The organism is Halorubrum sp. FL23 (assembly GCF_052439115.2).
In the GTDB taxonomy this organism is placed as follows: Archaea; Halobacteriota; Halobacteria; order Halobacteriales; family Haloferacaceae; genus Halorubrum; species Halorubrum persicum.
On record NZ_JBQVRO020000004.1, the window covers coordinates 77,345 to 103,254 of the forward strand.

Sequence of the window (25,910 nt, forward strand, 5' to 3'; positions counted from 1 at the left end):
CTTACGCGCCGCCCGCGCCCGGACCGCCCGGACCCATCGGGCCGCCGCCGGCGCCGCCCTGAAGCATCTGCTGGAGCTCGTCCTGCAGCTCGTCGAACTGCTCCTCGACGCGCTCCTCCTGCTTCTGAAGCTGCTCGGCGCGAACTTCGAGGGAGTCGACCTTGTTCTCGAGGTCGTCGTAGGCGGACTCGTAGTCCGTCTCGACGAGGACCTCGCCGATCTCGCGGTACATTCCGGCGTCATCGTCGACGTCTTCGAGGGCGTCGAGCGCCGTCTTGGACTCGTTGAGCGCGGTCTGGGCCTGCTCTTTCTGCTCGGCGACCTGCTGTGCGGTCTCCTGCAGCTCCTGCAGCTCCTCGATCTTCTCCTGTGCCTCGGGCGGCATGTTCCCTTGCATGGGCGAGACGAGGCGTCCCGGACGGAAAAACCCCCGACTTCTCGGACGACGATCGGATCGGAGGGCACAGCGCCGGAGAGGCGAGAAAACGGCAGGTCGCCGCTACTCTCGACCGCGTCCCGAGCCGACGCGCTCGGCGACGTCGACGAGCCGCGACCAACTGTTGATCCCGGCGCGGAGGGCGACGAGGTCGTCGGCGACGACGCGGACTCGGACCGCGTCGCCGTCGCGGGAGACGGTCGCGGCTGATCGGGCGTCGTCGATCTCGCCGACTTCGGGGGCGAGCGCGTCGCCGACGAGCCGTGCGCGCCGCTCGGAGGGGTAGCGGAACGAGAGAACCGTTTCGTGCGCGCGCTCGGAAGTCGAAACGGTGGCGTCGGAAGTCACGGTGACGCGATCGGGGCGCGAGGTTACTCGACGTTGACTTCCTTCACGTCGCCGCCGCGCTCCTTCAGGAGGACGCGGTGGCCGCAGTACGGACAGCGCACGCCGCCGTACTCGTCGAGCGTGACGTCGCGCTTACAGCGGGAGCACTTGTAGCTCATCGCCTTACTCCTCGTCGGAGAGCGCGGCGCGGATGGAGCGGCGGACGGTGCGACCGCCGGGCGTCTCGGGGCGGTACGCGCCGCCGGTGAACGTCTCGCCGGTCTCCTCGTTGACCCAGATGCCGGTGCCAACGCGCTTCACGTCGTCGCCGTCGACGGTGGCGTTCTGCATTTCCTCTTCGATGTCCTGGACCCGCTTGCGGGAGACCCGGCCGTATCGGGCGCCGAATCGGCCCGCGCTGCCGGTGCTTCGTGCCTTGTCCTCAGCCATAGTGACTCCGTCTACCGCCAGCGCGGGTAAAAAGGCTACGAGTCGGGGACGCCGGAGCGCGGAGCCGGTCGCGCCGCGCTGAGAGCGCGGCGACGGAGTCGATCCCACCGCCGATCGCGAGCGGCGACGACGACCGCAACGCCTTTCACTACTAAGTAATATTACTTGGTTGTATGCACGGATTCGACGGCTTCAGCGACGTGAGCGAGACGGACGTAACGAAGGCGATCGGCAACGAGTGGACCGACGGGTTCCTCGAGTTCACCGACTCGGAGGTGATCATCCTCGGCGGCGGCCCGTCGGGGCTGATGGCCGCCAAAGAGCTGGCCGAGCGCGGCGTGAAGGTGCTGATCGTCGAGAAGAACAACTATCTCGGCGGCGGCTTCTGGCTCGGCGGGTTCCTGATGAACACGGTGACGGTCCGCGATCCGGCACAGGAGGTCCTCGACGACCTCGACGTGGACTACGAGCCGGTCGACGACGTGGACGGGCTCTACACCGCCGCCGGCCCCGAGGCCTGCTCCGGGCTGATCAAGGCGGCCTGCGACGCCGGCGCGCGCGTCCAGAACATGACCGAGTTCACCGACCTCGTCGTCCGCGAGGACCACCGCGTCGGCGGGATCGTGATGAACTGGACGCCGGTCCACGCGCTCCCCCGCGAGATCACCTGCGTCGACCCCATCGCGATCGAGTCCGACCTGGTGATCGACGCGACCGGCCACGACGCGGTCGCGATCAGCAAGCTCGACGAGCGCGGCGTCCTCTCGGCGCCCGGCATCGAACACGCGAAGGAGCACAACACCGGGATGGACCAGACCGGAGACGGCGAGTACGGCGCGCCCGGCCACGACTCGCCCGGCCACGACTCGATGTGGGTCGGCGAGAGCGAGGACGCCGTGGTCGAGCACACCGGCGTCGTCCACGACGGGCTGATCGCGTCCGGCATGGCGGTCGCGACCGCCCACGGCCTCCCGCGGATGGGGCCGACGTTCGGCGCGATGTTGGTCTCCGGGAAGCGCGCCGCGCAGGCCGCGCTCGACGAACTCGGCGTCGACGAACCGGAGGTCCGGCTCTCCGCGGGCGACGCGCCCGCGCCCGCCGACGACTAGAGGCGACGCGAGCGCCCGCTCCGCCGACGCCTCCCCCAACGGGTTTTTCAGCGGCGTTCCCCGAGCGTCGCCCATGTACTGGCGGGGCCACGTCGGGATCGCGCTGCTCGCGTACGCGCCGGTCGCGGGAGCGGTCCGCGTCGCCGGTGCGCCGGAACTGGCGGTCCTCGGCGCGGCGGTCGCCGTCGCGTTTGCGACGCTACCCGATCTCGATCACCGACTGCCGGTCTCGCACCGCGGCCCGACGCACACGGTCGCGTTCACGGTCGCCGTCGGCGCGGTCGTCGCCGTCGCGACGGCGGTCGTCCGCCCGCCGTGGACCGCGGCCTTCGTCGGTGGTGTCGCGGCGCTCTCGCTCACCTCGCACGTCGCCGGCGACGCGATCACGCCGATGGGGATCTGGCCGTTTCGCCCCCTCTCGGAGCGGCACGTGACGCTCGATCTGACGCCGGCGGCGAACCCCCGCGCGAACCGGCTGTTCCTCGGCGTCGGTGCCGCCGCGCTCGCGCTGTCCGTCACTCTCACGCCGTGAGCGGCGGGCTCCGGGGGTGCAGTCGTCCTCCCGGCGAACCTCATGAACGTTCACTCGGTGGCGACTCAACCGTGTGCCTTTTTCCGCCCCTGCGACGAAACCGCCGACATGCGAAACGCCAAAATCGTCTGTACGATCGGTCCTGCGTCGGACGACCGGGACACGATCCGCGACCTCGCGGACGCGGGGATGTCCGTCGTCCGGCTGAACGCCAGCCACGGGACGACGGACCACCGCGAGGAGGTCATCGAACACGCGCGCGAAGTCGACGCCGAGCTCGACGACCCGCTCGCGGTGATGGTCGACCTGAAGGGACCGGAGGTCCGGACCGCCGAGCTCGACGACCCGATCTCGCTCGCGACGGACTCCGAGGTGACGTTCGTCGAGGGCGACGACGCCACCCCCGAACGCGTCGGCCTCACCCACTCCATCGCGGCCGCGGGTCCGGGCGATACGATCCTCTTGGACGACGGTCGGATCGAGTGCCGGGTCGAGCGGGTCGACGGCGAGTCGGTCGTCGCCACCGTCGTCTCCGGCGGGGAGCTCAGCTCGCGGAAGGGCGTCAACCTCCCCGGCGTCGCCATCGACGTGGACCTCATCACCCCGGCGGACGAGGCCGAGCTCGACCTCGCCGCCCGGGCGAACGCCGACTTCGTCGCGGCCTCCTTCGTGCGCAACGCCGAGGACGTGTACCAGATCGCAGACGCGCTGGAGGAGCGGGGCGGCGGCGACATCCCGATCATCGCGAAGATCGAGCGGGCGGGCGCGGTCGACAACCTCGACGGGATCGTCGACGCCGCCGACGGCGTGATGGTCGCCCGCGGCGACCTCGGCGTGGAGTGCCCGCTGGAGGACGTGCCCGTCATTCAGAAGCGGATCATCCGGAAGTGCGTCAACGCGGGCGTCCCCGTCATCACGGCGACGGAGATGCTCGACTCGATGGTCCACTCGCGGCGGCCCACCCGGGCGGAGGCCTCCGACGTCGCCAACGCGGTCCTCGACGGCACCGACGCCGTGATGCTTTCCGGCGAGACCGCCATCGGCGATGACCCCGTCAACGTCGTCGAGACGATGGACCGGATCGTCCGTGAGGTCGAGTCGAGCGACGAGTACGCGGAGACGCGCGAACAGCGCGTGCCGACCGCCGCGGAGGGCTCGCGGACCGAGGCGCTGGCCCGGTCCGCGCGCTACCTCGCCCGCGACATCGGCGCCTCCACGGTCGTCGCCGTCTCGGAGTCCGGGTTCACGGCCCGCAAGACGGCGATGTTCCGACCGGCGGTCCCCGTGGTCGCGACGACGCCGGACGACCGCGTCCGTCGCCAGCTCGCACTCTCGTGGGGGGTTCGTCCCGTCTTGACCGAGTACGTCCACGACATGGAGACGATCCTCGACAACGCGGTCGACGCCGCGCTCGACACCGGCGGCGCCTCGTCCGGGGACACGCTCGTCGTGCTCTCGGGGATGCTCTCGGAGTTCGAGGGGACGAACACGACGAACACGCTCAAGGTCCACGTCGCCGCCGAGACGCTGGTGACCGGCAAGGCGGTCGCCGCCGGTCGCGTCGCCGCCCCGGTGTACCACACCGCCGACGGCGATCTGAGCGAGCTCCCGGACGGGTCGATCATCGCGCTCGGCCCCAGCTTCGAGGGCGAGTTCACGGGCGACCTGAACGCTGTCGCCGGGATCATCGACGCCCGCGAAGGGATGACGGGATACCCGGCGGTGGTCGCCCGGGAGCTCGGCGTGCCGATGGTCTCCGGCGCGCACCTCCCCGAGAGCGTGACCGACGGGACCGTGATCACGGTCGACGGCGAGCGCGGCGTGGTCTACGACGGCGACGTGATCGCGGCGGCGCGGAAGCGGTAGCGCGGGGAGGCTTCCCCACCCGCCAGCCATTTACAGATGAGTCGCGTAGCCGCGAGCATGAGCAGCGACGACGGGGAGCGCGACGAGGTTCGGAGCCGGGCGAACGAGACGCGCCCGGACGAGGCCGAACACGGAGACGGCGACGAGCGCGAGTGGCGGTTCGCCGTCGAGGACGTCGGCCCCGGCGGCGTCACCGAGGACACTCACACGCCAGAAACCGAACCGATCGAGCCCGGGTCGATCGACGCCGAACACGCGGTATTCGTCGTGTTAGGGGTCGTGCTCACGATCGCCGTCCTCTTCCTCGGGTTCTGATCGGTCGGGGCCCCGAGTCGCCGTCGACCGCGTTGTCGACTCCCGATCCGTTTCATCCCGCGCTGTTCCCATCCCGCGTCGCTGCCCTCCCGTACCGCCACTTGCGCCTTTCCGTACCGCCGATTGCGCCCTCCCGTACCACCACTTGCGCCCTCCCGTACCGCCACTTGCTTCCTCCCGTACCACCACTTATACTGCCGCGGCCGTACGTTTGGACATGGACGTGCTCGCGCAGTCCGGGCTCCTCTCCCCGGACACGCTCCCCCTGCTGTTGTTGACGGCCGGGCTGTTGCTCTCGATGGCGGAGGCGCTCGCGCCGGGCGCGAACTTCATCGTGGTCGGCATCGCGCTGATCGGAGCGGGGCTCGGTGGGCTCCTCCTCACGTCGCTCGGGGTCGTCGGTGCGGGCCTGATCCTCGTCATGGCGCTCCTGACGCTCGTGTTCGGCGCGGCGGCCTTCTACGGCTACCACGAGTTCGACCTCTACGGCGGGAAGGGCCAACAGCAGACGAGCGACAGCGCGTCGCTGAAAGGGAAGACCGGCGTCGTCACCGAAGCGGTGACCACCGCCGGCGGCGAGGTGAAGCTCTCCGGCGGCGGCTTCAACCCCCACTACTCCGCGCGATCGATCGAAGGCGAGATCGAGGAGGGCGAGGAGGTGATGGTCGTCGACCCCGGCGGCGGCAACGTCGTCACCGTGGAGTCGATGGGATACGTCGAGGACGACATCGACAAGGAGCTCGCCGCGGACAGGGCGCGGAAGGAAGCGCAGCGGGAGACCGACGAGACGGCGGAGGAGACCGACGACGCCGAGCGAGCGACCGAGACCGAACGCGAGTGAAGCGCGGAGGGCGCGCGCCGCGCGGCGTCGCCGGGCGCGCGAGGCGTCGTGTTATCGATCCGTTGAAGCGCGCCGCCGGCCACGGACGCGTATGGACGCGGACCGTCGGATCGCCGCCGTCGAGGAGGTTCCCGAGGACAGCACGCTGCTCGTGACCCTGCGCCCGGTCGACCCGGAGAGCGTCGACGACGGGGAGGGCGACGTGGGCGAGTCCGAAGCCGGGACGCCCGAGGCCGAGGCGATCCTCACTCGGGCGGCCGGCGACGTGCGCGCGTTCCGCAACTACTGTCAACACTGGACCGACGTGCGCCTCGACAAGGACGACGGGGCGTTCGTGCGCAACGGCGAGGTGTTCTGCCAGAAGCACGGCGCGACGTTCGAGGCCGACAGCGGCTACTGCAACTTCGGCCCCTGCGAGGGGGCCGTGCTCGAGGGCGTCGACGTGACCGTCGACGGCGACGCGGTGTACCTCGCCGACGACGCCTACGAGTTCGTCCGGCTCGGCCACGCGAACCGCGACGGCGACGCCGGCGACTCGCGGATCGACTTCACGGGGAACTGAGGGGGACCACGGCCGTTGCGCCGGAGGTGAGGGCAGTCGCCCCGGAGACCACAGCGGCTCTTTGTGCAACGACGACCCATTTATGTGGGGCCGACGAACGACGCGTATGACCAATCCGAACCCCTCCCGACGCCGGCTGCTCGCCGGCGGCGTCGCCGCGGCGGCGGGCGCGCTTGCCGGCTGCCTCGACGGATCGGTGACGGGCGGCCCCGCGGACGGCGACGACGACCGCGTGCTGGCGCTCACGCTCGACGACGCGGGGGACACCCTCCGCGACACCGCCGTCGTCGATCTCGCGGCGGCCGGCCCGGGATGGGACGAGGCGGCGTTCAAGTCCGCCCGAAACGGGGAGCGGTACACCACGCAGTACCGAAAGCCGTTCCCGTCCGCGAGCGACGACCCGACGTACGCCGCCCACGAGGGGACCTACTATCGGCTGAGCTCCGTCGTCGTCGACGAAGCGGAAGCGACGCGCCCCGTGCTCCGGCTGTTCGAGGCCGACGGGGCCGACGGCGGCAACGGGACCGACGCGGACGGGGAGACCGACGACGACGGGAACGGCGCCGTCGGGAAGCAGACGCTCCCGGCGGGAGACCGACGCGCTGTCGAAATCGCCCACTTCTCGGCGCGAGCGCGGGGAGACGTCGGCGGCGTGCCGGTCGGCCTAGTGGAACGCGGCGGCTACGTCTACCGCGACGCGGACGCGATCGACGCGAGCGAACTGCTCGACGGCGACGGCCCGAACCGCGTCACGTACCGCGACACCGTCTATCGGGTCGCGGTCACCCGCGAGCGGTTCTACGAGCCCGTGTACCGCGCGGTCGCCGAGCCGGTCGCGGAGTCGCCGGAGCGGATGGAGGCGATCGTCCGGGCGCGGACGGTCGGCGCGCGGATCGAGGGCGACGACCTCTCGGCCGACGCGCGGGCGGTGATCGACGCCGCCGCCCGCGGGGGATACGAGGAGTCACACCCCTATTCGGACGGGTACGCGGAGGTGCTCCGAGCGATACACGAGCGCCCGTACCTCGACGGCAACATTCGGAAGGACGCGGGGTGGAGCGAGTCCGGGTCAGAGCGGATCCGCTACGACGACCGCTACTACGACTACCGCCTGCAGTTCCAGTCGGCCTGAAGCCGTCTCCGTCGGCGGCGAGCGCGGCCGCCGACCCGTCAGAACCGCGTTCGACCGCCCGCCCCGCCCGCGTCGTCCCGGCCGAGCGCCTTCTTCAAGAAGCTCATCCAGCGCTTGCGGTCGGCCGTCTCCTGCCGCTTCGCCTCCGTCTCGGGGTCGGGCGCGTCGAGCCCCTCCAGGGCGTCGAGCGCGCGGTCGATCCCGATGATCGAGGCCGCCAGCTCCTCGCCGCGATCGTAGCTCACCTCGTTCTCCTCGATGGGTTCGAGCCGGTCTAAGCGCTCGCGCCGGAGGTTCCGTTTCGCCTGCTCGACCCGCTCCCGCTCGCCGGGCGGGACGGTGTCGCGGCGCTTGATCTCGAAGACGAACGACCGCAGTTCGATCGGCTCCCCCTGGATCTCGATCTCCTCGGGGATATCCGCGCCGACCGTCGCCGCCTCGCGGTTGACGCGTTCGAGGAGCCCCTTCCGCTCGTACTCCTTCACGCCCCCTCGGTAGGGGGCGGTCGCACTTCGCTCCTTCGGCGGCTGCACCCTCGAACGCCGACGCGACTCCCGAAGGGACGGGATTAACCTGATCGCGCCGCAAGCGTCTCCATGGAATCGCTCGAAGCCGAACTCGAACGCGCCCGCGACCTCGACGCCGGCGAGCTCGCCGACGCCATCGAGTCGATCGGCTTCGAGTGCACGCGCTGTGGCGGCTGCTGTACGGGATACGCCCCCGACGAACCCGGCGGCGCGCCGGCGGGGGAGGGGGCGGAGGACGCCGGCGCCGACTGCCACGGGGGCGACGGCGACGCCCCCGACGACCGCGAGCCGCACACGGCCACCGTCTTCCCGGACGAGGTCCGCGCGGTCGCCGACGCCGCCGAGGCGCAGTCCGACGACTCGTACGACTGGCGCGACGTGGCCCGCCCCATGCCGTTCGGGCTCTCCGAGGGCGACGACGGCGAGCCCACGGGCGAGACGTTCGAGTGGGCGCTCGCGACCGACGACTGCGGGGACTGCACCTTCTACGCGGAGGCGAACGGGCAAGGGGCCTGTACCGTCCACGACGCCCGCCCGCTCATCTGCCGGACCTACCCGTTCAGCGTCGCCCTGGAGGGGACGAGCCAGCCGATGGGCGAGGCGGTGGACGCCGAGGGCGTCGTCCGCGCCCACGAGTGCGAGGGGCTCGGCCGCGACATCTCTCGCGCGGACGCCGAGGCGCTGGCCGCGTCGCTCAAGGAGCGCGCGGTCCGCGAACTGACGGAGGCGATCGGCGTGCGCGACGGCTACGATCCGTCCGCCGCCGAGCGCGCCGACGGCGACGTGGTGGTCTTCGACTCCGAGGGACCGAAGGAGGCGGACGGGACGCCGATCGACGGGGACTGACGCACTCGGGCCCGAATCGGCGTCTCGCCGACAGTCACACCGCGTCGAGCGCCGCGTCGACATCGGCGGCGATCGCCTCCCGCCCCGCCGCGTCCGGGAGCGTGAGCGGCGGTCGGACCGCCGGGTCCGGAATGAATCCGCGATGCGCGGCCGCGACCTTCGTGGCCGGCGCGAAGCCGTAGTCGGCACAGCGAGCGAAAAGCGGGGCGATCGCCTCCCGGTGGAGCGCCAGCGCGCGGTCGTCGTCGCCGGCGCGGAGCGCCTCGCCGAGCGCGACGAACGCCTCGGGGATCACCTGGGAGAGCGCGTTGATCCCGCCGTCCGCGCCGAGCGTCACGGTCGGATAGAGCTGGGCGTCGACCCCTTGGAAGACGGTGAACGACTCCGGAGTCCGGCGGATGACGCCGTCGAGCCCGGAGAGGTCGCCCGACGTGTCCTTCAGCCCGACGACCGACTCGTGGGCGGCGAGTTCGGCGACCACCTCGGGGTCGATCCGCTCGCCGACCGTCAGCGGGATGTCGTACAGGTAGATCGGGACGGGGGAGTCGTCGGCGACCCGTTCGAAGAACGCCCGCTGGCCGTCGGAGTCAGTCGAGGTGTGGTAGTACGGGAGCGTGACGAGCCCCGCGTCGGCGCCCGTCTCGGCCGCGAACCGCAGCCGATCGCGCACGCCCGAGACGGTCGTGTCCGCCGCGCCGGCGAGCACGGGCACGCGACCGTCGGCCGCCTCGACGACGGTCTCGATCACCGTCCGACACTCCTCGTCCGTGAGACTGGCGAACTCGCCCGTCGTTCCGCAGGGAACCATGCCGTCGAGCCCGGCGTCGACGAGCGTCTCGACGTGGTTCGCGAGCGCGTCGGCGTCGACGGCGCCGGTCGCGTCGAACGGCGTCACGATCGGGGGCGAGACGGCTCCGTGGCGGAATGTCGGATCGCTCATGCGGGGTGGTTCGGGGGACCGCGAGAAAGGTCTTGGTCCGGTGGCGGGGGTTGCCGGAGCCGGGAGCGGCGTCGGGAGGTGTGGCGATCGGGGCGGGAGGCATGGAGAGCGGGAAGAGAGAAACGAGGGTGAGAGGAGAGAAGTGAGGTGGAAGAGAGAAACGAGGACGAGACGGTGAGCAGCCCCGCGGTCAGTCCACCTCCACCGGGTCGCTGTCGGAGACGATCGCGTCGTTCCGTCCTCGATATCGGTCCCGAAGCCCGAGTCCGAGCGCACCGAGTCCGAGCAGGAGGACGAGCAGTTCGACGAGCCCGCCCGCCCACGGGACCAGCCCGATCAGGGCGACCCCGACGACGCCGAGCAGGAGCGCGGCCCACCGGTTCGGCCGGCCGAGCCGGGCGAGGACCCACGATCCGAGCGCGTACCGGCCGTACACGGAGCCGACCCAGAGCGCGACGACGTAGGCCGCGATCCCGACGAGGGCCAGCGGGAGCCCGACGATCGTGATCGCCACGAGGGCGAGAGCGATCGGTGCGGCGATCAGCGCGAGGAGTCCGACCCCGCCGCTGGCGAGCGGTCCCCCGCCGATTCGGTCGGAGACACCGCGCGAGAACCGGGGGAACGCGAGCAGGAGGACCGCGCCTAACACGAGGTTGGCGGCGACGCCGTACGCGGATCCGACCCACGACGGAACGAAGTCGCCGCCACCGGAACCCGTGCCGCCGAGGCTCGTGTCCTCGACGACGCCGCCGGCGACGGTCGCGTCCGGGCTCTGCGTGAACTCGTCGGCGTCGTACCGGAACTCGCCGCCGATGTCCGCGGTGGGGCCGAGGACGACCGAGCCGGCGGCCGCGCGAACGTCGCCGCCGACCGCGCCGTCGACGACGATCGAGCCCGCGCCGGCGTCCAGCAAGCCGTCGATTCGACCGGTCTCCGTCAGTTCGAAGGAGCCGGCGCCGATCTCCGCGTCTCCGCCGACCGTGCCGTCGACGATCACGGTCCCGGCGGCGGCCTGGACGTTGCCGCCGACGCGGCCCGTCTCGGCGATCCGGATCGAGCCGGCCGCACCGGAGAGGTCGCCCTCGACGGTGCCGCGCACGACGATCGTGGCGGCCGCGCCCTCGACGCTGTCGACCGTCTCTCCCTCGTCGACGACGATGGACCCGGATGCGCCTTGAACGGACTGCGCCGTGGCGAGCCCGGTCGCGAGCGGCGACAGGAGCGCCACGAGCGCGAGCGCGACGGCGATGCGACGGCGAGTGCTGCTGTCTGAGAGGGCCATGATCGGAGTGTCTATGTCGAAGTACATATGATTGTTTGTCAACTGGTATCGGACGGATCGTCCGGGTCGAGCTGCTCGTCTCGCGTGAGAGCGCGTACGCGCACCGGACCCTCCGGGCGGGTGTTCACGCTCGCCTGCAGCGACAGCTCCGTCGTCACCGGCTCGAGTCGCACCCGGCGGAGCAGCGTCGCGACCGCGAGGCGAAGCTCCTGTCGCGCGAAGCGCATGCCGATGCAGTGGCGCGGTCCCCCGCCGAACGGGAAGAAGGCGTGTTCGGGGCGCTCCCCCACCGCCGGTCCGGGGCGGTCGTCGCCGTGAACCGTCTCGCCGGCGTCGGTCTCGCGGAGCCAGCGCTCGGGCCGGTACGTTTCGGGGTCGTCCCACCAGCGCCCGTCGCGGTGGACCGTCCACGGAGAGAGCGTGAGCACGACATCGGCCGGGACGCGGTAGCCGCCGAGCGAGACCGGCTCGGTCGGCTCCCTGAAAAAGGAGTGGACCGGCGGGTACAGGCGGAGCGCCTCGTCGACCGCCGCGGTCAGGGCGGGACACTCGCGCAGGTCGGCGGGAGTCGGATCGGCGCCGAGCGCCGCGACCTCCGCGTGAACCCGCGCCTGAAACTCGGGGGTGTCGGCGAGGCAGTACAGCGCGTACGTCAGCCCGAGCGCGCTCGTCTCGTGGCCGGCGAAGAGGAACGTCACCGCGTTGTCGACCAGTTCGCCGTCGTCGAGCGCCCCCATCTCCGCGGCCGCGACGAGGGTGCCGAGGAGGTCGTCCGCGGCGCCGGGATCGGCCGGCGGGTCGGCCGCGCGGCGCTCCGCGACGAGCCCGCGTATCGTCTCGCGGAGGGCGTCGAGCCGCCGGCGGTACCGTCGGTTCGCCGGCGTCGGCAGCCACTCGGGGAGGAACGACGTCAGCCGGCGCGTGTCGAACCGGTCGGTGATCGCCGCGGACGCCGCCCGGACAGTCTCGCGCTCGCGCTCGATATCGCTTCCGAGCAGGCTCTCCGCGAGAACCGCGAACGCGTACTCGGTGGACGCGGCGTGTACGTCGACGACCGCGCCGTCCTCCCACGAGTTCGCCGTCTCGCGGGCGCGGTCGACCATCGCGTCGCCGTAGGCGGCGACCCGCTCGCGGAAGAACGCCGACCGGATCGCCGTGCGCTGCTCGCGCCACGCCTCCCCCTCGGCGAGGAACAGCCCGTCGCCGAGGAGGCCACCGAGCCGCTCGCGGGGCATCTCGCCTTTCACGAACCGGTCGTGCTCCTCGACGAGGATCTGCCCGATCGCCTCGGGGTCGGTCACGAGGTAGCTCTCCGTGCCGAACACGTCGTACCGGACGACCCCGCCGTGCTCGGCGGACCGCTGTTCGTAGAACCCGAGCGCGTCGCTCGCGATCTCGTGGACGTTTCCGAGCACCGGGAGCCCGCCGGGGTCCGGCGGGCGTGTCGTGTCTCCCATACGAACGGATCACCGAGGGAAACCGCTGAGCCTTCGCACGGATCAGTCCGTGTGTTTTTAAGATTCAAGTGACGGCGGCCGCCACGAACCGTATGCGATACGTTCGCGTGGAGTTCGCGTTTCCCCCGTCGGTGCGGCATCCGATGCACGACTTCCTCGACGACGGCGACGGGTGGCGGTCCGACCTGTTGACGTGGCGACGGCTCCCCGACGAGACGTTCGTCACGCTGTTCCGCGTCGTCGCCCCCCGAGAGCGGTACCTCGAACGGCTGCGGGCGATCGACTCGATCGACCGCTTCGAGACCGCGCCCGGCGACGACGCGTTCTACCTCAAGGCGTACGACCGGCTCGGCGGACCGCTGGAGACGTTCCTCGGCGCGTTCGTCGACACGGAGTTCCTCTCCGTGCCGCCGATCGCGTTCCGGGCGGGCGGCCGGCTCTCGTTCGGGGTGATCGGCCCGCCGGACCAGTTGCGGGACGTTCTCTCCGCCGTGCCGGACCCGATCGACGTCTCGGTCGAGCGGATCGGGTCGTACGGCGGCGGCCGACGGCTGGCCGGCGCGGACCTCACGGAGCGCCAGCGGGAAGCGCTCCGCGCCGCGCGCCGCGTCGGGTACTACGACGTGCCACGGACCGGGTCGGTCGCCGACGTGGCCGAGGCGATCGGGTGTTCGCCGTCGACGGCCGGCGCCCACCTCCGGAAGGGAGAGGCGGCGCTGGTCGGCGCCTTCCTCGCCGGGTGAGCGGCGCGTGTCGGCGGTACAACTATACTGGTCCGTCTCCACGTTTCGCTGGAGTCTACTATGGAGATCTCAGAGAAGCTCCTTTGTCTGTTCAGCGCCGACGTTCGCGAGGAGGACGGCGAGTACGTCGTGGAGGTCCCGCGACGAGAGATCGAGACCGGTTCGCTGGAGCCCGGCGAGACCTACCGCGTCGCGCTCATCTCACGATCCGAGTCCGAGACGGCCGAGGCGACCGACGAGAGCGTCGACACCTCGGCGTCCCGCGCCGACGACGGGCCCCAACCCCCGGTCGAGCCCGGCGAGATGCGCTACGTCGAGATCGAAGACCTCGGGAAGCAGGGCGACGGGATCGCCCGCGTCGAGCGCGGGTACGTGATCATCGTCCCGGAGACGGAGGTCGGCGAGCGCGTAAAAATCGAGGTAACGGAAGTCAAATCGAACTTCGCGGTCGGCGAAGTGGTGGAGGAGTCGGCGTAGCTCACCGAGCGGCGTCCGCGTCGGCGGACTCCGCGGCGTCGTCGTCGACGGCGGAGCCGCCGTCTGCGGGGTCGCTGTCGTCGGAGGTCCCGGAGACGCGAGCGTCCCAGTAGGAGACGGACGCCACGTAGTCGCCCGGAATCGTGTTGCCGACGAGCCCGTCGACCATCCGGAACGGCTTCGCGACGGGACCCGGAAGCTCGCGGTAGAAGCCGTACGGCAGCACGAAGTCGTGTTCCTCGCCGGCGAGCGTCAGCTCCGCCGCCCGGAGCATGTCGACGACCTGCCGCTCGGAGTAGAGCCGCGACCCCATCGGGAGCAGCCAGGTGTACAGCGTCCGCAGGCTGCGGCTGTTGAACGTGTCGAAGAACACCTGATCGGCGCTGACGCGGCGCAGCTCACGGGCGAACGGAACCGGGTCGTCCATCAGGTGGAAAAAGCGCATCGCGACCACCGTGTCGAAGTGGTCGTCCGGGAACGGGAGCCGGGAGGCGTCGCCGCGGACGAACTCCACCGTGTCCGAGAGCCCCGACTCGGCCGCGTTCTGCCGCCCCTGTTCGAGCATCTCGCGGGAGATGTCGAGACCGACGATGTCGGCGCCCTGATCCGCGAGCATGGTCGTGAACCGACCGGTCCCGCAGGCGACTTCCAGCACGCGGTGTCCCTCCTCGATCGGCCCGAGCGCCGAGAGGACCGCCTCCTTCTCGCGTCTGTCGATGAGCTCCCCGCCACCGGAGAACCGTACGTCCTCGTACTCTTCCGCGACCTCGTCGGCCTGGTACCAGTCCTGTCCCTTCACGTTGTCCGTACTGCACGCCCGACCGACAAAACCGTACTGGATGCGATCGGCGATCGCTCGGCGACGGCGGCCCCGACGACTCGGCGCTCATCGGCGGACTGGACACGTTACCGCGCCACAATCCGCCCGACGGATCGGGAGTGATCGCCGCCCGAGCTGTGATATTAACACATTATATTATTCCAATCAGATTGCCCAATATGTAGCCAACCTTTACCAATAGGCGCAGGTTGGACATGAGATATGAGTACCAGTCCCGCGGAGACCGCTGACCAAGACCGTCTCTCGGAGTCCGAGTACCGCGATCGCCTACGCGAACTGCCCCCGAGCGCCAAGCTCGTCGCCAAGGTGCTGGAAGGCGACGCCCCCCTCTCGCAGGGCGGCCTCGCCGACGAGTCGCTGCTCCCCGACCGGACCGTGCGCTACGCGCTCAACCGGCTGGAGGAGGAGGGGCTCGTCGACTCCCGCTACAGCTTCAAGGACGCGCGCAAGCAGGTGTACTACCTGACGATCTGAACGCGCGCACCGGCCGCCGGGACGAGACCGGCGATCGAACGTCCCCCGTCGACCGCGCGCCGACGGTTCTCTGCCCGCCCGTCGATCGGTCTCGGCGCAGCCTCGCGGTCGGTCCGCACGGATCTCTTTTTAATCCTCGGCCTCGATATCCGACCGTATGGACCTCTCGGTCGTCGTGCCCACCCTCAACGGGCGGGATCGGTTGGGCGCCTGCCTCGACGCGCTGGCGGCCCACGCTCCCGAGGCGGAGGTGATCGTCGCCAACGGACCCTCCGCCGACGGCACCACCGGGATGGTGCGAGACCGCGACGACGTGGACGTGCTGGTGGAGATCTCCGATCGGACGGTCAACGTCGCCCGCAACGCCGGCATCGAGGTCGCCACCGGCGACGCGATCGCCCTCGTGGATTACGACAACCGGATCGAGGCGGGGTGGCTCGAGGCAGTCCGCACCGGGCTCGGCGACGCGGACGCCGTGACCGGGCCGGTGACGCCGATCGATCCGGAGGCGGAACGCGACGGCGAAGAGCGCGACGACGAGAGGCCGGACGGGGAGCGTCGAAACAGCGATGAGGCCCGCGGCGGCCCGGAGCGACGGACGATCGCGAACACCGAGGTGACGTACTTCGAGGGGGGGAACGTCGCCTTCCGACACGAGTCGCTGCGGGACCTGGACGGCTTCGACGAGTACCTCAACACCGGCGGGGCGCGCGACGCCGCCCATCGGCTGGCGCAGATGGGTCGGACCGTGGGGTGGCAGGAGGAGATGGCGGTCGCCAAGGCCCTCCCGAACCCGACCGCCGCCGACGGCGGGCGCACCGCCCGCGAGTGGGGGTGGAAGTACCGGGCGCTCGCCTATCGCCTCCTGAAGAACTACGGGGTCCGGCCGACCGTGGCCGCGCGGGCCGGAACGCACGCCGTGGCCGACGCGCTCGGGGCCGCCGGCGACGTGCTCCGCGGCGAGTCGACCCCGTCGCGGTGGGTCGCCACCGGCCGCGACGTGCTCTTCGGGCTCGCCGGCGGGGGCTCCGACGGGCTCGTCGCGCGGAGCCGGGACCGGAGCCCGGCCCGGAACCCGAACGGCATCTCGAAGCGCGCGGACCGCGCCGTCGCGAAGTACGACCGGCGAGCGTCGGAGGAGTGACGGTGCGCGGGAAGCGGACCGCGCGCCGGGCGGAACCCGCGCGACGAGAGCGGCCCCGGGCCTTTTAACCCCGACCGCCGCCAACGGCCGGTAACGAATGGGACTCACGAAGCGGATCATCCCCTGTATCGACGTCGACCTCGACGACGACGGGGACGCGGCGGTGTACACGGGCGTCAACTTCGAGAATCTGGAGTACACCGGCGACCCGGTCGAGCTGGCGAAGAAGTACAACGCCGCGGGCGCCGACGAGTTCGTCTTCCTCGACATCACGGCGAGCGCGGAGGGCCGCGAGACGATGCTCAACGTGGTGAACGCGGTCGCAGACGAGTGTTTCATTCCCCTGACGGTCGGGGGCGGCATCCGCACCAAGGCCGACATCAAGGAGACGCTCCGCGCCGGCGCGGACAAGGTGTCGATCACGACCGGCGCCTTGGAGCGCCCCGAGCTCATCGAGGAGGGGGCCGCGGCGTTCGGCAGCCAGTGTATCGTCATCTCGGTCGACGCCCGCCGGCGGTACGACGACGAGGGCGAGCACTTCTACGAGGACGAGGACGGCGAGGCGGTGTGGTTCGAGTGCACCAAGAAGGGCGGCCGCGAGGGCACCGGCATCGACGCCGTCTCGTGGGCGATGGAGGCCGAGGAGCGCGGCGCCGGCGAGCTGTTCGTCAACTCCATCGACAAGGACGGGACGAAGGACGGCTACGACATCCCGCTGATGACGGCGGTGTGCGACGCCGTCTCGACGCCCGTCATCGCCTCGTCGGGCTGTGGCTCTCCCGAGGACATGTACGAGGTGTTCACCGAGGCGAACGCCGACGCCGGGCTCGCGGCCTCCATCTTCCACTTCGGCGACTACTCGATCGAGGAGACGAAGGCGTACCTCGACGAGCGCGGCGTGCCGGTGCGGCTGTAGGCGGGGACGGTCTGGCACGGCTGTAGGCGGGGACGGTCCGGGGCAGCTGTAGGCCGGGGCGATCCGGCGTGGCAACGTGACGGCGGAGGCGGGCCGTGATTCACTCGGATCCCGGTTAATCTCCGCCATCGACGACGGTTGTTTCGTTGATCACGACCGAAAACCAATACTTATTATCCGATCGGGGACGAATCGTCACGTATGTCCACGTCATCGGCGCGCATCCGTGCCGAGCAGTCGGAGCTCGTCTGCAAGCGGACTGACGGTGACTCCGACGGCGAGGAGGTGACGTTCTTCGAGCGGGACCGCGATCCCGACGAACGGACGACCCGGTGGATCACAGTCCGAGCGGAGGACTGCGTGCCGGCGGAGGAGTGGCGGTAGGGCCGGCGCGTCGGTTGTTACGCGGCGGTGGTGAGATCTCGTGCGCGGCAGGCGCTTCGCGTCGGTTCATAAGTGGGTACCGACGGGAACGCGCCGGGCGAAGCGTCAGTCGTCGGCCGCGACGCGGTCAGCGAACTGCGGGAGTTCATCTTCGAGCAGCGCCACGGTCGCCAGCCGGATCGCGTGGGGCCATCCGAGCGGCGTCGCGCTGTCGGGGGTCCCGTCGTCGAAGAACTGTTCGGGGAGGTAGCTCGTCGGTTCGCAGAGCGTTCCGCCGGGCGAGACCTGGGCGAGCAGCTCCCGAGCGCGCTCGACCATCTCGGCCGCGCGCGGGTCGCCGCGGTCGGCGAGCAGGACGGCCAGCTCGGCGCAGGCGTTCGCGCCCCACGCGGTCGAGACCGTCCACACCTTCTCCGAGCGCTGGCCGGCCCGCCGCCAGCCGTCGCCCTCGTACCGGATCAGGCCCGCGATGTCGTCGGTCTCGTGCGTGAGCCCGTCGACGACCGTCTCGACGTGCGAGACCAGGCGGTCGAGGCGCTCGTCGTCGACCGCACCCGCCCCCTCACCCTCGTCGCCCCCGCCGAGCGCGTCGAACGACCGGTGCGCGCTCGCCAGCGACAGCGTCGAAGAGTCGAGCCGGTCGTCGATCGCGCCCTCCGGCGTCTCGCGGAGCGCGTAACAGCCGCGCTCGGGGACCCACAGATCGTCGAGGGCGTCGTACACGCGCGTCGCCTGATCGCGGGCGTGGGCGGCGAGATCATCCGGGAGGGCAGTGCGGTCGAGGCCGCTCGCCGCGTCGAGCGAGTCCGCGTCGAGCGTCTCGCCGTGGAGCGCGAGCTCGCTGTACGCCTCCAGGAACGTCGCGGTCGTGTGCGCGAAGCGCCCGGCGCTGTCCTCCCACGCGTTCTGGCAGACGACCGGGCGGCCGTCCGCCGCGAGCGTCTCGTCGAGCCCGGCGAGCGCGGCGACGAGGGTCCGGTCGAGGTCCGGCACGTCGACGCCTGCGGCGCGCGCCTGCGCGAGGTAGGCGATGACGCTCCCGGTCTGGTCGGCCTGGTAGTCGACGTCGGGGCCGTCCTCGATGCGCGCGTTCGCCCACCCCGGTGCGAGCGCGCCGTTCCGGGGCCACACGCGGTGGGGCCACGAGCCGTCGGGACGCTGGGTGGCGACGTACATCTCGGCCGAGCGCGCGTGCCAGTCGTCGAGCCCGAGCCCGAGCCGGTCGTCGGCGTCGAGCGCGAACGTCGAGATCTCGGCGTCGTCGCGGAACCACGTGTAGCCGTAGCCGCCGGAGGTCGCGTAGAAGGGGTCGAAGTCGGGGCCGGCGATCCGGAGCCCGGACTCCGCTGAGAGCAGCGACAGCACCCGGAGGTCGGCGACGATCGACTCCCGAGCCGGGACGGAGTCGGGGACCGGGGGAGTCGTCCCACCCGCCGCCGCGGCGAGCGCGTCGGGGTCGTCGAGCTCGTCGAACAGCTCCGCGAGCCGGTCGCGGGCCGCCCCGCGCGTCGTCTCCTCGCGGTCGGTCAGGAGGGTGCCGACGGTGGCGACGCCGTTCTCGAAGGGTACGTCCGCGATGACCTCGCCGGAGAGGCGCTCCTCCTCGTAGCGGTCGCCGTCGCGGTCCCGCGGGAGGTCGGTGGGTGCGTCGTCGAGCAGTTCGGCGAACGTCGCCGGGAGCTGGCCGCGTAGGTCGGAGAAGCCGGTGTCGCTCGCGAGGAAGTCGTGCTCGTCGTCGTGGTACACCTCGACCGCGTCGTCGTACCGGAGCTGGCCGAGGCGGTCGTCGCGCCCGTCGGGCGCGAACCGGGCGTAGACGACGAGGGAGAGGTCGTCGGGGTCGACGTTCGCGTGCCCGTCGTCGCCCACGTCGATCGCCGCGCGCGTGATGTGGGCGTCGCCGATCGTCGCGTCGTACCGAGTCACCCTCCCGCGGTCGGTGCGATGCACGGTTTCGATCAGGGTCGTCTCGCCGACGTAGCGCTGCTCGGTCGCGACCTCGTCGAGCCACGTGACCTCGTCGCCGACCGCGAGGCCGACACGCGATCGGACGAGCCCCGTGAGACCGGTCAGCGGGTAGCCGAAGTCGCGGAGTTCGCCGCCGGCGTCGACGTGGACGAGTCGCCCGTCGCCGCCCGAAAAGCGACCCGTGACGGTTCGGCGTTCGGCGGGGAACCGGGTGGCGTGCCCGGTGTTTCGCTTGTAGTCGTCGAGCGCGTCGCGGAGTTGCATTACGCGGGTAAACGACCCCACCGCGTATGAAGTTTTGGTGTAATTATTATTCATTCATTCGCAGAACGGAAACCCTCAAGCCGGGGCGACGCCGGTAGCCCGTATGCACGAACCCGGTCCGCCGCGCACGACGAGCGTCGGCGACTCCGTCGAGTTGGCTCCGCGAAACCCCGATCCCGACGGCACCTACGAGTGGACGCTCCGCGATGCGCCCGAGGAGAGCGACGGGGGCGTCCTCGATTTCGGCCAGACGAGCCGTGCCGACGCGCCGGTCGTCCACCTCCGCCCCGACGTGCCCGGCACGTACGTCCTGACGCTCGACGCGCCGGACGGAACGCATCGACAGCGGGTGCGCGCGTACCCCGACGAGCGGCGGTCGGTCGAGCTCCGCGTCCCCGCCGCGGACCTCCCGGTCGACGACGGGGACGTGGACCGCGTCTCGCTGATGTGGTCTCACAACGACCGCCTGCTCGCGCGCGACCGCCCGGAGCGCGACGGCGACGACTGGGTGTACGAGGTCCGCGTCCCGCCCGGCCGCCACGGGTTCAGCTTCGTCGCCAACGACGACCCCGGCAACGTGCACAGCGACGAGGTGACCGTGCCGGGACCGGGCCGACCGCGCGTCTCGCTGTCGGCGACGGTCGTCGACGGTGAAGCCGGGAGCGGCCCGTCCGTCCGGATCGACGCCGACGCCGCGGCGCCTCCCGACCTGGACGGCGACGGCGAGATCGGCCGAAACGGCGGCGACTCCCCCGTCGCCGTCGACTTCCTCGTCGACGACCGCGACGCGGCCCCCGAGGCGGTCGCGCGGATCGAGTCGCTGACGGCGGGCGACACCCTCTCGGTCCCGCTCGCGGAGCTCCCCGACGACCTCGCGGGCGGGATCCGGATCCACGCCGTCCCCCACGCGGACCGGTACGGCGCCGGGGAGACGGTTCGGATCGAGCGAGACGAAGGGGGGTCGATCGCGGTGAGCGACCCTCACGCGCCTCCCGAGTGGGCCGACTCGCCGACGATCTACGAGGTGTTCGTCCGGTCGTTCGCCGGCGACACCCTCCCGACGACGTTCCGCGAGATCGAGCGGCGGGTCCCCTACATCGAGAGCCTCGGCGTCGACGCGCTGTGGCTCACGCCGGTGCTCGCCTCGCCGACGGAGCACGGCTACCACGTCACCGACTACGGCGACACCGCCGCCGACCTCGGCGACCGCGAGGCGTTCGAGTCGCTCGTCGACGCCTGTCACGAGGCGGGGATCAGGGTCGTCTTCGACCTGGTGATCAACCACACCTCCCGCGACCACCCCTTCTTCCAGATGCACGCCGCCGGCGTCGACGCGTACGCCGACCACTACCGGCGGACCGACGGCACCTTCGACGTGACCGACACCGACTGGGCGGAGCTCGCCGACGGCGACATGCCCGAGTACTACTTCAACTGGCGGCGGATCCCGAACCTCAACTTCGACAGTCCGGCGGTCCGCGAGTGGCTCCTCGACGTGGTCGACGAGTGGAGCGCGGTCGTCGACGGCTTCCGCGCCGACGTGGCGTGGGGGGTCCCCCACGGCTTCTGGAAGGAGGTCGGCGAGCGCGTGCCCGACGACTTCCTCCTGCTCGACGAGACGCTCCCGCACGACCCCTTCTACGGCGAGGGGGAGTTCGACATCCACTACGACACCTCGCTGTACGGCGTGCTCCGGAAGGTCGGCGCCGGCGAGGCGCCCGCGGACGCGATTTCGGAGGCGTTCGACCGCGCCGAGTGGCTCGGCTTCGACGACCCGAGCCGCCAGATGCGCTACGTCGAGAACCACGACGAGGAGCGCTACCTCGCGGAGTACGGGTTATGGGCGCTGAAAGCGGCGGCCGCGGCGACGTTCACGCTTCCCGGCGCGCCGATGATATACGCCGGCCAGGAGCGGGGGAACGAGACGTACCGCGGCCCGATCCGGTGGCACGACGGCGACAACGCCCTCACCGACTTCCACCGCGACCTCGCCGCGCTCCGCGAGCGCGAACCGCTCCTTCGGGACGGCGCCGTCGACTTCGAGGGCCGCGCCGCCGGGGTGTCGGTCGTCGACGGCGACCCCGAGCGCGTGACGGCGTACGAGCGCACGACGACGGCCGACTCGGTCCTCGTCGTCATCAACTTCGCCGACCGGCCTGCGAGAGTGGCCGTGCCGCCGACGTTCGAGGCCGACCTGTTCGCGGGCGACGGGGCCGCCCGGATCGACGGGGAGGTCACGGTCGAGAGCGTCGCCGTCCTTCGGGAGGAGGCGCCCCCCTCCGATGCGTGTCGTCGCGGCGATCGAGACGACCCTTATAAGTAATACCCACGCGCATCACCGTCACATGGACGACCGGACGCTGAACGATCTTCTCCGCCGGTTCGGACTCTCTGATAAGGAGATCGACACGTACCTCAGCCTCTTGGCGCACGGCGAGGCGAAGGCGAGCACCATCGCCGACGCCGCGGGAGTGTCGAAACGCTACGTCTACAGCGTGAGCGAGTCGCTCGCGGAGCGCGGCTTCGTCGAGGTGAACGACCACGTCGTGCCGACGACGATCCGTGCGAACCCGCCGGACGAGGTGATAAACCGGCTCCGCGCGGACGTGGACGCGATCCGCCCCGCGTTGGAGGAGCGGTTCTCGCGGGTCGAGCGGCAGACCGAGCAGTTCGAGGTGATCAAGTCTCGGGTGACGGTGACGAAGCGAATCCGGTCGCTTCTCGCGGACGCCGTCGACGAGGTGACGCTGTCTATCACCGCCGGCCACCTCCCCGAGATCCGCGACTCCCTGGTCGAGGCGGTCGACCGCGGCGTGCTCGTGCTGCTCATCGTCTCCGACGCCGGTACCGCGGAAGATATCGAAGGGGAACTCGACGGCGTCGCCAGCGTCGTTCGGACGTGGAGCGAGGCGATGCCCACCCTGCTCACCGTCGACGCGGCGGCGGGCGTCGTCGTCCCCCCCGAGCTGTTGCGCCGGTCCAACACCGACCGGCAGGCGATCCACTTCTCGCAGGAGCAGCTCGCGCCCGTGATCGCCGGCTCGTTCCTCGGGAACTACTGGCCGGCCGCGAGCGAGGTCGCGACCGCGGACCCCGCGCCGATCCCGGCCGAGTACGGGAACTTCAGGCAGACCGTCCTCCAGGCGACGCTCCGGCTCCGGGCGGGCGAGACGCCCCACGTCACCGTGGGAGGCCGGTGGACCGACGACGACGAGCCGGTCGAAGTCAGCGGCCGCGTCGTCGAGTCGAAACAGGGGATGGTGGAGCCGACGACCAACGAGTTCCCCGTCGAAAACTCGCTCGTCGTCGAGACCGACGAGGGCGAGACCGTCACGGTCGGGGGACAGGGCGCGTTCGTCGAGGACGTGGAGGCCGATCTCGTCCGGATCGAGGCAGACGAGAGCGGACCCGACGAGACGGACGCCGGGAACGTGGCGGGCGACGAGTAACGGCGCGAGCGCGGACGGGGAACGTAGTACGGCAGCCGCGGGTCGTACCGGCGAAGCGCGTCGCGGTACTGCTCGGTGGCGCGCGCCGCGGCGCGCGCGACCGGCCGGCTCTCGAACCGGAGCCCGGCCGCCGGGACCGGTCGGTCGCCGTACCGCGCACAGACGAGCGAGTACTCGCCCGTCTCGCTCGCGAGCGATTCGATGTGGTCGCTGATCTCGAGTAGCGTCGTTCCGATCACGTGATGTCACCTCCTCGCGCGGCTCACTCCTCCAGGCTCGGGTGCGTCTCCTGCGGATCCGGGTGCGGCGCCGCGAACCGCTCCCGGACGACTTCGCGCGAGTCCGCCTCGCGCTCGCGTCGCTCGTCGTCGTCGATCTCCTCGCAGCCCGGCGGCACCTCCCGACCCCGGTCGCTGAAGTACCCCTCGGGCGCGACCCAGTCGTGGTAGAACCCCCGGTCGTCCGCCTCGAGGATCGTCACGCCGACCTCGGCGCCGTGGCCCGCACACACCGCCGCCTGATGCGACTTCTCCGCGAGGCGGCCGGCCGCGTACAGCCCGTCGACGCCGGTCCGCCCGCGCTCGTCGGTGTCGACGTACGACTTCCCGCGGTCGAGGATCCCGACGCCCGCGACGTCCTCGAGGTAGCCGACCTCGTTTTTCGTCGCCGCGACGACGTACCGGGCTCGGATCGGATCGCCGGGAGCGTGGACGTCGTTGCGGTTGCCCACGTCGTCGCCGTCGTCCGCGCCATCGTCGTCGACGTTGTCATGACCGTCCGCGTCGTCGTCGATCTCGACGACGAACCGGGCCGAGTCGGTGTCGTCGCCGTCGTCCGCTCCCTCGTCCCCGTCGGCCGTCGCGACCCGCGAGACCCGGGCGTCGACCCGATCGGCGCCGGCGTTCTCGGCCTGTTCGCCGAGGAGGTCGAGGAGCTGTCGGGCGTTGACGCCGAGCGGGAAGCCGGGGAAGTTCTCCAGATGTGCGTTCCGTCGGAGGATCGACTCCCCGGAGTCGACGACGAGCGTGTCGAGCCCCTGGCGGGCCGTGAACACGGCCGCCGAGAGCCCGGCGACGCCCCCGCCGACGACGACGACGTCGCGGAGCGCGCGTGAGTCGCCCGCCGACTCTCCCGGCGTCTCGCTCCCGTTCATCGGTCGATCCCCCGTACGATCCGCGGACCGTCGCTGTCGGTCGCCATACCGTCCGGCGCGGGGGAGCCGCCGTAGTCGCTTCGGTCCACGGGCGGAGCGCTCCCACTCGGTCTGACGACCCCGGTCGCGACCGTCGGCTCGCGAGCGCGCATCTACAGGGCCCCGTTGATCGCGTCCGCGACGCGCTGGCGGTCGAACAGCCGTTCGCCCTCCGGAATCTCCGGGTATGGTCCCGACTCGTACCGCGGCCACGAGCCGAACTCGTCGGGGTAGAGCTGTTTGGCGGTCATCTCGAGCTGGAAGAGGTTCAGGATCGGCCCCTGATAGCGTGCGCCCTGCGGGTGGATGCGGTCGTTCTGCACCGCGGTGACCTGCGAGCCGACCGGGTCCTCCTCGAAGGCGGCCCGCCGCCCGGCCATGTCCGTTCCCGGCTCCATGCCGCCGAGGTAGAGGATGACGTCGGGGTCGGCCTCGAGGATGGTCTCGAAGTCGACGACCGTCCCGGACTCGACGTCCCCCTCGAACGCGTCTCGCGGCCCGAGCGGCCGCGTGTGCGAGGTGAGGAAGCCGGGGTTGCTCAGCGTGTACGCGTAGATCTGCTCGATGTCGGCGGCGGCGATCATGATCGCGGTCGGGCGCTCCGCCTCGGGCGGGAGCCGCTCGTCGATCGTGGCGAGCAGGTCCTCGCGGACCGCCGCGAGCGCCTCGTAGCGCTCGCGCTCTTGGAACGCCTCGGCGACGATCTCGAACTGCTCCCAGAGCCCGTAGTACCGGTAGCCGTCGGCCCACCCCTCGGCGGGCTCCTGATGACGGTCGCTGAGGGAGTTGCCGAACCACGGCGAAACGTGCTCGCCGATCTCGTCGATGTCCTCGCGGTCCCACCCCTCCAGCTGCGTCACCCACGCCGGGTCCGCGAGGTGAACGTCGCTGTCGAGCTCGTACAGCTTCTCCTTGTCCGGCTCCCAGGAGGAGTAGAGCCCCGACCAGTCGAGCGTGACGCCGGGGAGCCGCTCGACGTACTGGTTCCAGAGCCCGTCGTAGTAGTCCGGCGCGTGCAGCGCCGTGACGCCGTCTCCCCGACCGAGCGCGAACGCCATGTCCGCGTGGTGGGTAAGCCGCGTGAACACCGTCTCCGGCGGCGACTCGAAGGTCACCTCGCCCACCGGCGAGATCGACGCCGCGTAGCTCCCGTCGGCGTCGTCCGCGGTCTGTGACTCCGCCGAACCGTCGTCGGTCGAGCCGGTAGCCGTCGACTCGCTCCCGGTCGCGTCGGGAGCGGACGAGTCGGGGTCGGCGCCGTCGCCGCCGGTACAGCCGGCGAGGAGGCCGCCGAGCGCGACGGTGCCGCCGTACTTGGTAAACGCTCTGCGGGTTGGTGCGCCGCGTCCCGCGTCGTCTCTGGCCATATTTTTAGGCCAGCCTAAAAAATATAGTCGTTCCGATCCGCCCCGTATCCCCGTCCCCGGCTGCGCCGC

At 71.1% G+C, this 25,910-nt stretch carries 29 protein-coding genes and 1 pseudogene; 16 read left to right on the top strand and 14 right to left on the bottom strand.

Going from position 1 to position 25,910, the window contains the following annotated elements; all coding sequences use genetic code 11:
• Position 1: 1 nt before the first annotated feature.
• From ACT4MF_RS06305 to ACT4MF_RS06320, 4 genes are all read right to left on the bottom strand, one after another.
• A complete protein-coding gene (locus tag ACT4MF_RS06305; protein WP_099254101.1) occupies positions 2–385 on the bottom strand; it encodes a prefoldin subunit beta in 384 nt (127 codons plus the stop codon).
• Positions 386–499: 114 nt separating this feature from the next.
• Positions 500–784, bottom strand: coding sequence for a KEOPS complex subunit Pcc1 (locus ACT4MF_RS06310; protein WP_099254041.1), 285 nt, complete (start codon positions 782–784; stop codon positions 500–502).
• Between the two features lie 23 nt (positions 785–807).
• Positions 808–942 (bottom strand): DNA-directed RNA polymerase subunit P, encoded by a 135-nt coding sequence (locus tag ACT4MF_RS06315; protein WP_004049526.1) that lies wholly within the window; start codon positions 940–942, stop codon positions 808–810.
• A gap of 4 nt (positions 943–946) precedes the next feature.
• Positions 947–1,213 (bottom strand): 50S ribosomal protein L37ae, encoded by a 267-nt coding sequence (locus ACT4MF_RS06320; protein WP_099254042.1) that lies wholly within the window; start codon positions 1,211–1,213, stop codon positions 947–949.
• 173 nt (positions 1,214–1,386) lie between these two features.
• On the opposite strand from ACT4MF_RS06320, the gene ACT4MF_RS06325 reads away from it, so the two are divergent.
• The 7 genes from ACT4MF_RS06325 (at position 1,387) to ACT4MF_RS06355 (ending at position 7,570) form a co-directional block, all read left to right on the top strand.
• A complete protein-coding gene (locus ACT4MF_RS06325) occupies positions 1,387–2,322 on the top strand; it encodes a thiazole biosynthesis protein (protein WP_444682162.1) in 936 nt (311 codons plus the stop codon).
• Positions 2,323–2,395: 73 nt separating this feature from the next.
• The gene (locus ACT4MF_RS06330) at positions 2,396–2,854 is read left to right on the top strand and encodes a metal-dependent hydrolase (RefSeq protein WP_444682161.1); all 459 of its coding nucleotides are present in this window, start codon (positions 2,396–2,398) and stop codon (positions 2,852–2,854) included.
• Positions 2,855–2,962: 108 nt separating this feature from the next.
• On the top strand, positions 2,963–4,720 hold the full coding sequence (gene pyk / locus ACT4MF_RS06335) for a pyruvate kinase (RefSeq protein ID WP_444682160.1): 1,758 nt from the start codon (positions 2,963–2,965) through the stop codon (positions 4,718–4,720).
• Between the two features lie 57 nt (positions 4,721–4,777).
• Positions 4,778–5,035, top strand: coding sequence for a DUF7312 domain-containing protein (locus ACT4MF_RS06340; RefSeq protein WP_444682159.1), 258 nt, complete (start codon positions 4,778–4,780; stop codon positions 5,033–5,035).
• Between the two features lie 217 nt (positions 5,036–5,252).
• A complete protein-coding gene (locus tag ACT4MF_RS06345) occupies positions 5,253–5,876 on the top strand; it encodes an NfeD family protein (RefSeq protein ID WP_099254047.1) in 624 nt (207 codons plus the stop codon).
• Positions 5,877–5,967: 91 nt separating this feature from the next.
• Entirely contained in the window at positions 5,968–6,438 is a 471-nt protein-coding gene (locus ACT4MF_RS06350) for a Rieske (2Fe-2S) protein (RefSeq protein WP_444682158.1), read from the top strand.
• Positions 6,439–6,544: 106 nt separating this feature from the next.
• Entirely contained in the window at positions 6,545–7,570 is a 1,026-nt protein-coding gene (locus tag ACT4MF_RS06355; RefSeq protein ID WP_444682157.1) for a hypothetical protein, read from the top strand.
• A gap of 38 nt (positions 7,571–7,608) precedes the next feature.
• Here ACT4MF_RS06355 and ACT4MF_RS06360 read toward each other — a convergent pair whose 3' ends face one another.
• On the bottom strand, positions 7,609–8,055 hold the full coding sequence (locus ACT4MF_RS06360) for a DUF5788 family protein (protein ID WP_099254050.1): 447 nt from the start codon (positions 8,053–8,055) through the stop codon (positions 7,609–7,611).
• Between the two features lie 111 nt (positions 8,056–8,166).
• On the opposite strand from ACT4MF_RS06360, the gene ACT4MF_RS06365 reads away from it, so the two are divergent.
• Positions 8,167–8,943, top strand: a complete 777-nt coding sequence (locus ACT4MF_RS06365; protein ID WP_444682156.1) for a YkgJ family cysteine cluster protein — start codon at positions 8,167–8,169, stop codon at positions 8,941–8,943.
• A gap of 34 nt (positions 8,944–8,977) precedes the next feature.
• On the opposite strand, the gene ACT4MF_RS06370 is transcribed toward ACT4MF_RS06365, so the two are convergent.
• The 3 genes from ACT4MF_RS06370 to ACT4MF_RS06380 all read right to left on the bottom strand — a co-directional run bounded on the left by ACT4MF_RS06370 (position 8,978) and on the right by ACT4MF_RS06380 (position 12,622).
• Positions 8,978–9,883: a dihydrodipicolinate synthase family protein gene (locus ACT4MF_RS06370; protein WP_444682155.1), complete on the bottom strand. Its 906-nt coding sequence runs from the start codon at positions 9,881–9,883 to the stop codon at positions 8,978–8,980.
• Between the two features lie 190 nt (positions 9,884–10,073).
• The gene (locus tag ACT4MF_RS06375; protein WP_099254102.1) at positions 10,074–11,165 is read right to left on the bottom strand and encodes a bactofilin family protein; all 1,092 of its coding nucleotides are present in this window, start codon (positions 11,163–11,165) and stop codon (positions 10,074–10,076) included.
• Between the two features lie 38 nt (positions 11,166–11,203).
• Positions 11,204–12,622, bottom strand: coding sequence for a cytochrome P450 (locus tag ACT4MF_RS06380; RefSeq protein ID WP_444682154.1), 1,419 nt, complete (start codon positions 12,620–12,622; stop codon positions 11,204–11,206).
• Positions 12,623–12,714: 92 nt separating this feature from the next.
• On the opposite strand from ACT4MF_RS06380, the gene ACT4MF_RS06385 reads away from it, so the two are divergent.
• Together ACT4MF_RS06385 and ACT4MF_RS06390 are read left to right on the top strand one after the other, a co-directional pair.
• A complete protein-coding gene (locus tag ACT4MF_RS06385; RefSeq protein WP_099254054.1) occupies positions 12,715–13,365 on the top strand; it encodes a helix-turn-helix domain-containing protein in 651 nt (216 codons plus the stop codon).
• Between the two features lie 60 nt (positions 13,366–13,425).
• Entirely contained in the window at positions 13,426–13,842 is a 417-nt protein-coding gene (locus ACT4MF_RS06390; protein WP_099254055.1) for a TRAM domain-containing protein, read from the top strand.
• Between the two features lies 1 nt (position 13,843).
• Here the strand turns inward: ACT4MF_RS06390 and ACT4MF_RS06395 are convergent, their stop codons facing one another.
• The gene (locus tag ACT4MF_RS06395; RefSeq protein ID WP_444682153.1) at positions 13,844–14,641 is read right to left on the bottom strand and encodes a class I SAM-dependent methyltransferase; all 798 of its coding nucleotides are present in this window, start codon (positions 14,639–14,641) and stop codon (positions 13,844–13,846) included.
• A gap of 243 nt (positions 14,642–14,884) precedes the next feature.
• Here ACT4MF_RS06395 and ACT4MF_RS06400 point away from each other — a divergent pair, with 243 nt between their 5' ends.
• From ACT4MF_RS06400 to ACT4MF_RS06415, 4 genes are all read left to right on the top strand, one after another.
• Positions 14,885–15,157 carry a MarR family transcriptional regulator gene (locus ACT4MF_RS06400; protein WP_099254056.1) on the top strand — a complete coding sequence of 91 codons (273 nt, stop codon included), beginning with the start codon at positions 14,885–14,887 and terminating at the stop codon, positions 15,155–15,157.
• A gap of 157 nt (positions 15,158–15,314) precedes the next feature.
• Positions 15,315–16,301 carry a glycosyltransferase family 2 protein gene (locus ACT4MF_RS06405; RefSeq protein ID WP_444682152.1) on the top strand — a complete coding sequence of 329 codons (987 nt, stop codon included), beginning with the start codon at positions 15,315–15,317 and terminating at the stop codon, positions 16,299–16,301.
• A 97-nt stretch (positions 16,302–16,398) separates the two neighbouring features.
• On the top strand, positions 16,399–17,217 hold the full coding sequence (gene hisF, locus ACT4MF_RS06410) for an imidazole glycerol phosphate synthase subunit HisF (protein WP_444682151.1): 819 nt from the start codon (positions 16,399–16,401) through the stop codon (positions 17,215–17,217).
• A 201-nt stretch (positions 17,218–17,418) separates the two neighbouring features.
• Positions 17,419–17,601 (top strand): DUF7511 domain-containing protein, encoded by a 183-nt coding sequence (locus tag ACT4MF_RS06415; RefSeq protein WP_099254059.1) that lies wholly within the window; start codon positions 17,419–17,421, stop codon positions 17,599–17,601.
• Between the two features lie 105 nt (positions 17,602–17,706).
• On the opposite strand, the gene ACT4MF_RS06420 is transcribed toward ACT4MF_RS06415, so the two are convergent.
• Complete coding sequence (locus ACT4MF_RS06420; protein ID WP_444682150.1) at positions 17,707–19,833, bottom strand: DUF7997 domain-containing protein; 2,127 nt, start codon at positions 19,831–19,833, stop codon at positions 17,707–17,709.
• A gap of 103 nt (positions 19,834–19,936) precedes the next feature.
• On the opposite strand from ACT4MF_RS06420, the gene ACT4MF_RS06425 reads away from it, so the two are divergent.
• Both ACT4MF_RS06425 and ACT4MF_RS06430 read left to right on the top strand, forming a co-directional pair.
• Positions 19,937–22,156: an alpha-amylase family glycosyl hydrolase gene (locus ACT4MF_RS06425; protein ID WP_444682149.1), complete on the top strand. Its 2,220-nt coding sequence runs from the start codon at positions 19,937–19,939 to the stop codon at positions 22,154–22,156.
• Positions 22,157–22,178: 22 nt separating this feature from the next.
• A complete protein-coding gene (locus ACT4MF_RS06430; RefSeq protein ID WP_444682148.1) occupies positions 22,179–23,282 on the top strand; it encodes a TrmB family transcriptional regulator in 1,104 nt (367 codons plus the stop codon).
• A gap of 23 nt (positions 23,283–23,305) precedes the next feature.
• On the opposite strand, the pseudogene ACT4MF_RS06435 reads toward ACT4MF_RS06430, so the two are convergent.
• The 4 genes and pseudogenes from ACT4MF_RS06435 to ACT4MF_RS06450 all read right to left on the bottom strand — a co-directional run.
• Positions 23,306–23,521, bottom strand: a pseudogene (locus ACT4MF_RS06435) (DUF7552 domain-containing protein); the annotation flags it as partial.
• Positions 23,522–23,544: 23 nt separating this feature from the next.
• Positions 23,545–24,435 carry an FAD-dependent oxidoreductase gene (locus tag ACT4MF_RS06440; protein ID WP_444682147.1) on the bottom strand — a complete coding sequence of 297 codons (891 nt, stop codon included), beginning with the start codon at positions 24,433–24,435 and terminating at the stop codon, positions 23,545–23,547.
• Positions 24,432–24,587 carry a hypothetical protein gene (locus ACT4MF_RS06445; RefSeq protein WP_444682146.1) on the bottom strand — a complete coding sequence of 52 codons (156 nt, stop codon included), beginning with the start codon at positions 24,585–24,587 and terminating at the stop codon, positions 24,432–24,434. Before ACT4MF_RS06445 ends, ACT4MF_RS06440 begins: the two co-directional genes overlap by 4 nt.
• A complete protein-coding gene (locus tag ACT4MF_RS06450) occupies positions 24,588–25,841 on the bottom strand; it encodes an ABC transporter substrate-binding protein (protein ID WP_444682145.1) in 1,254 nt (417 codons plus the stop codon).
• Positions 25,842–25,910 lie beyond the last annotated feature (69 nt).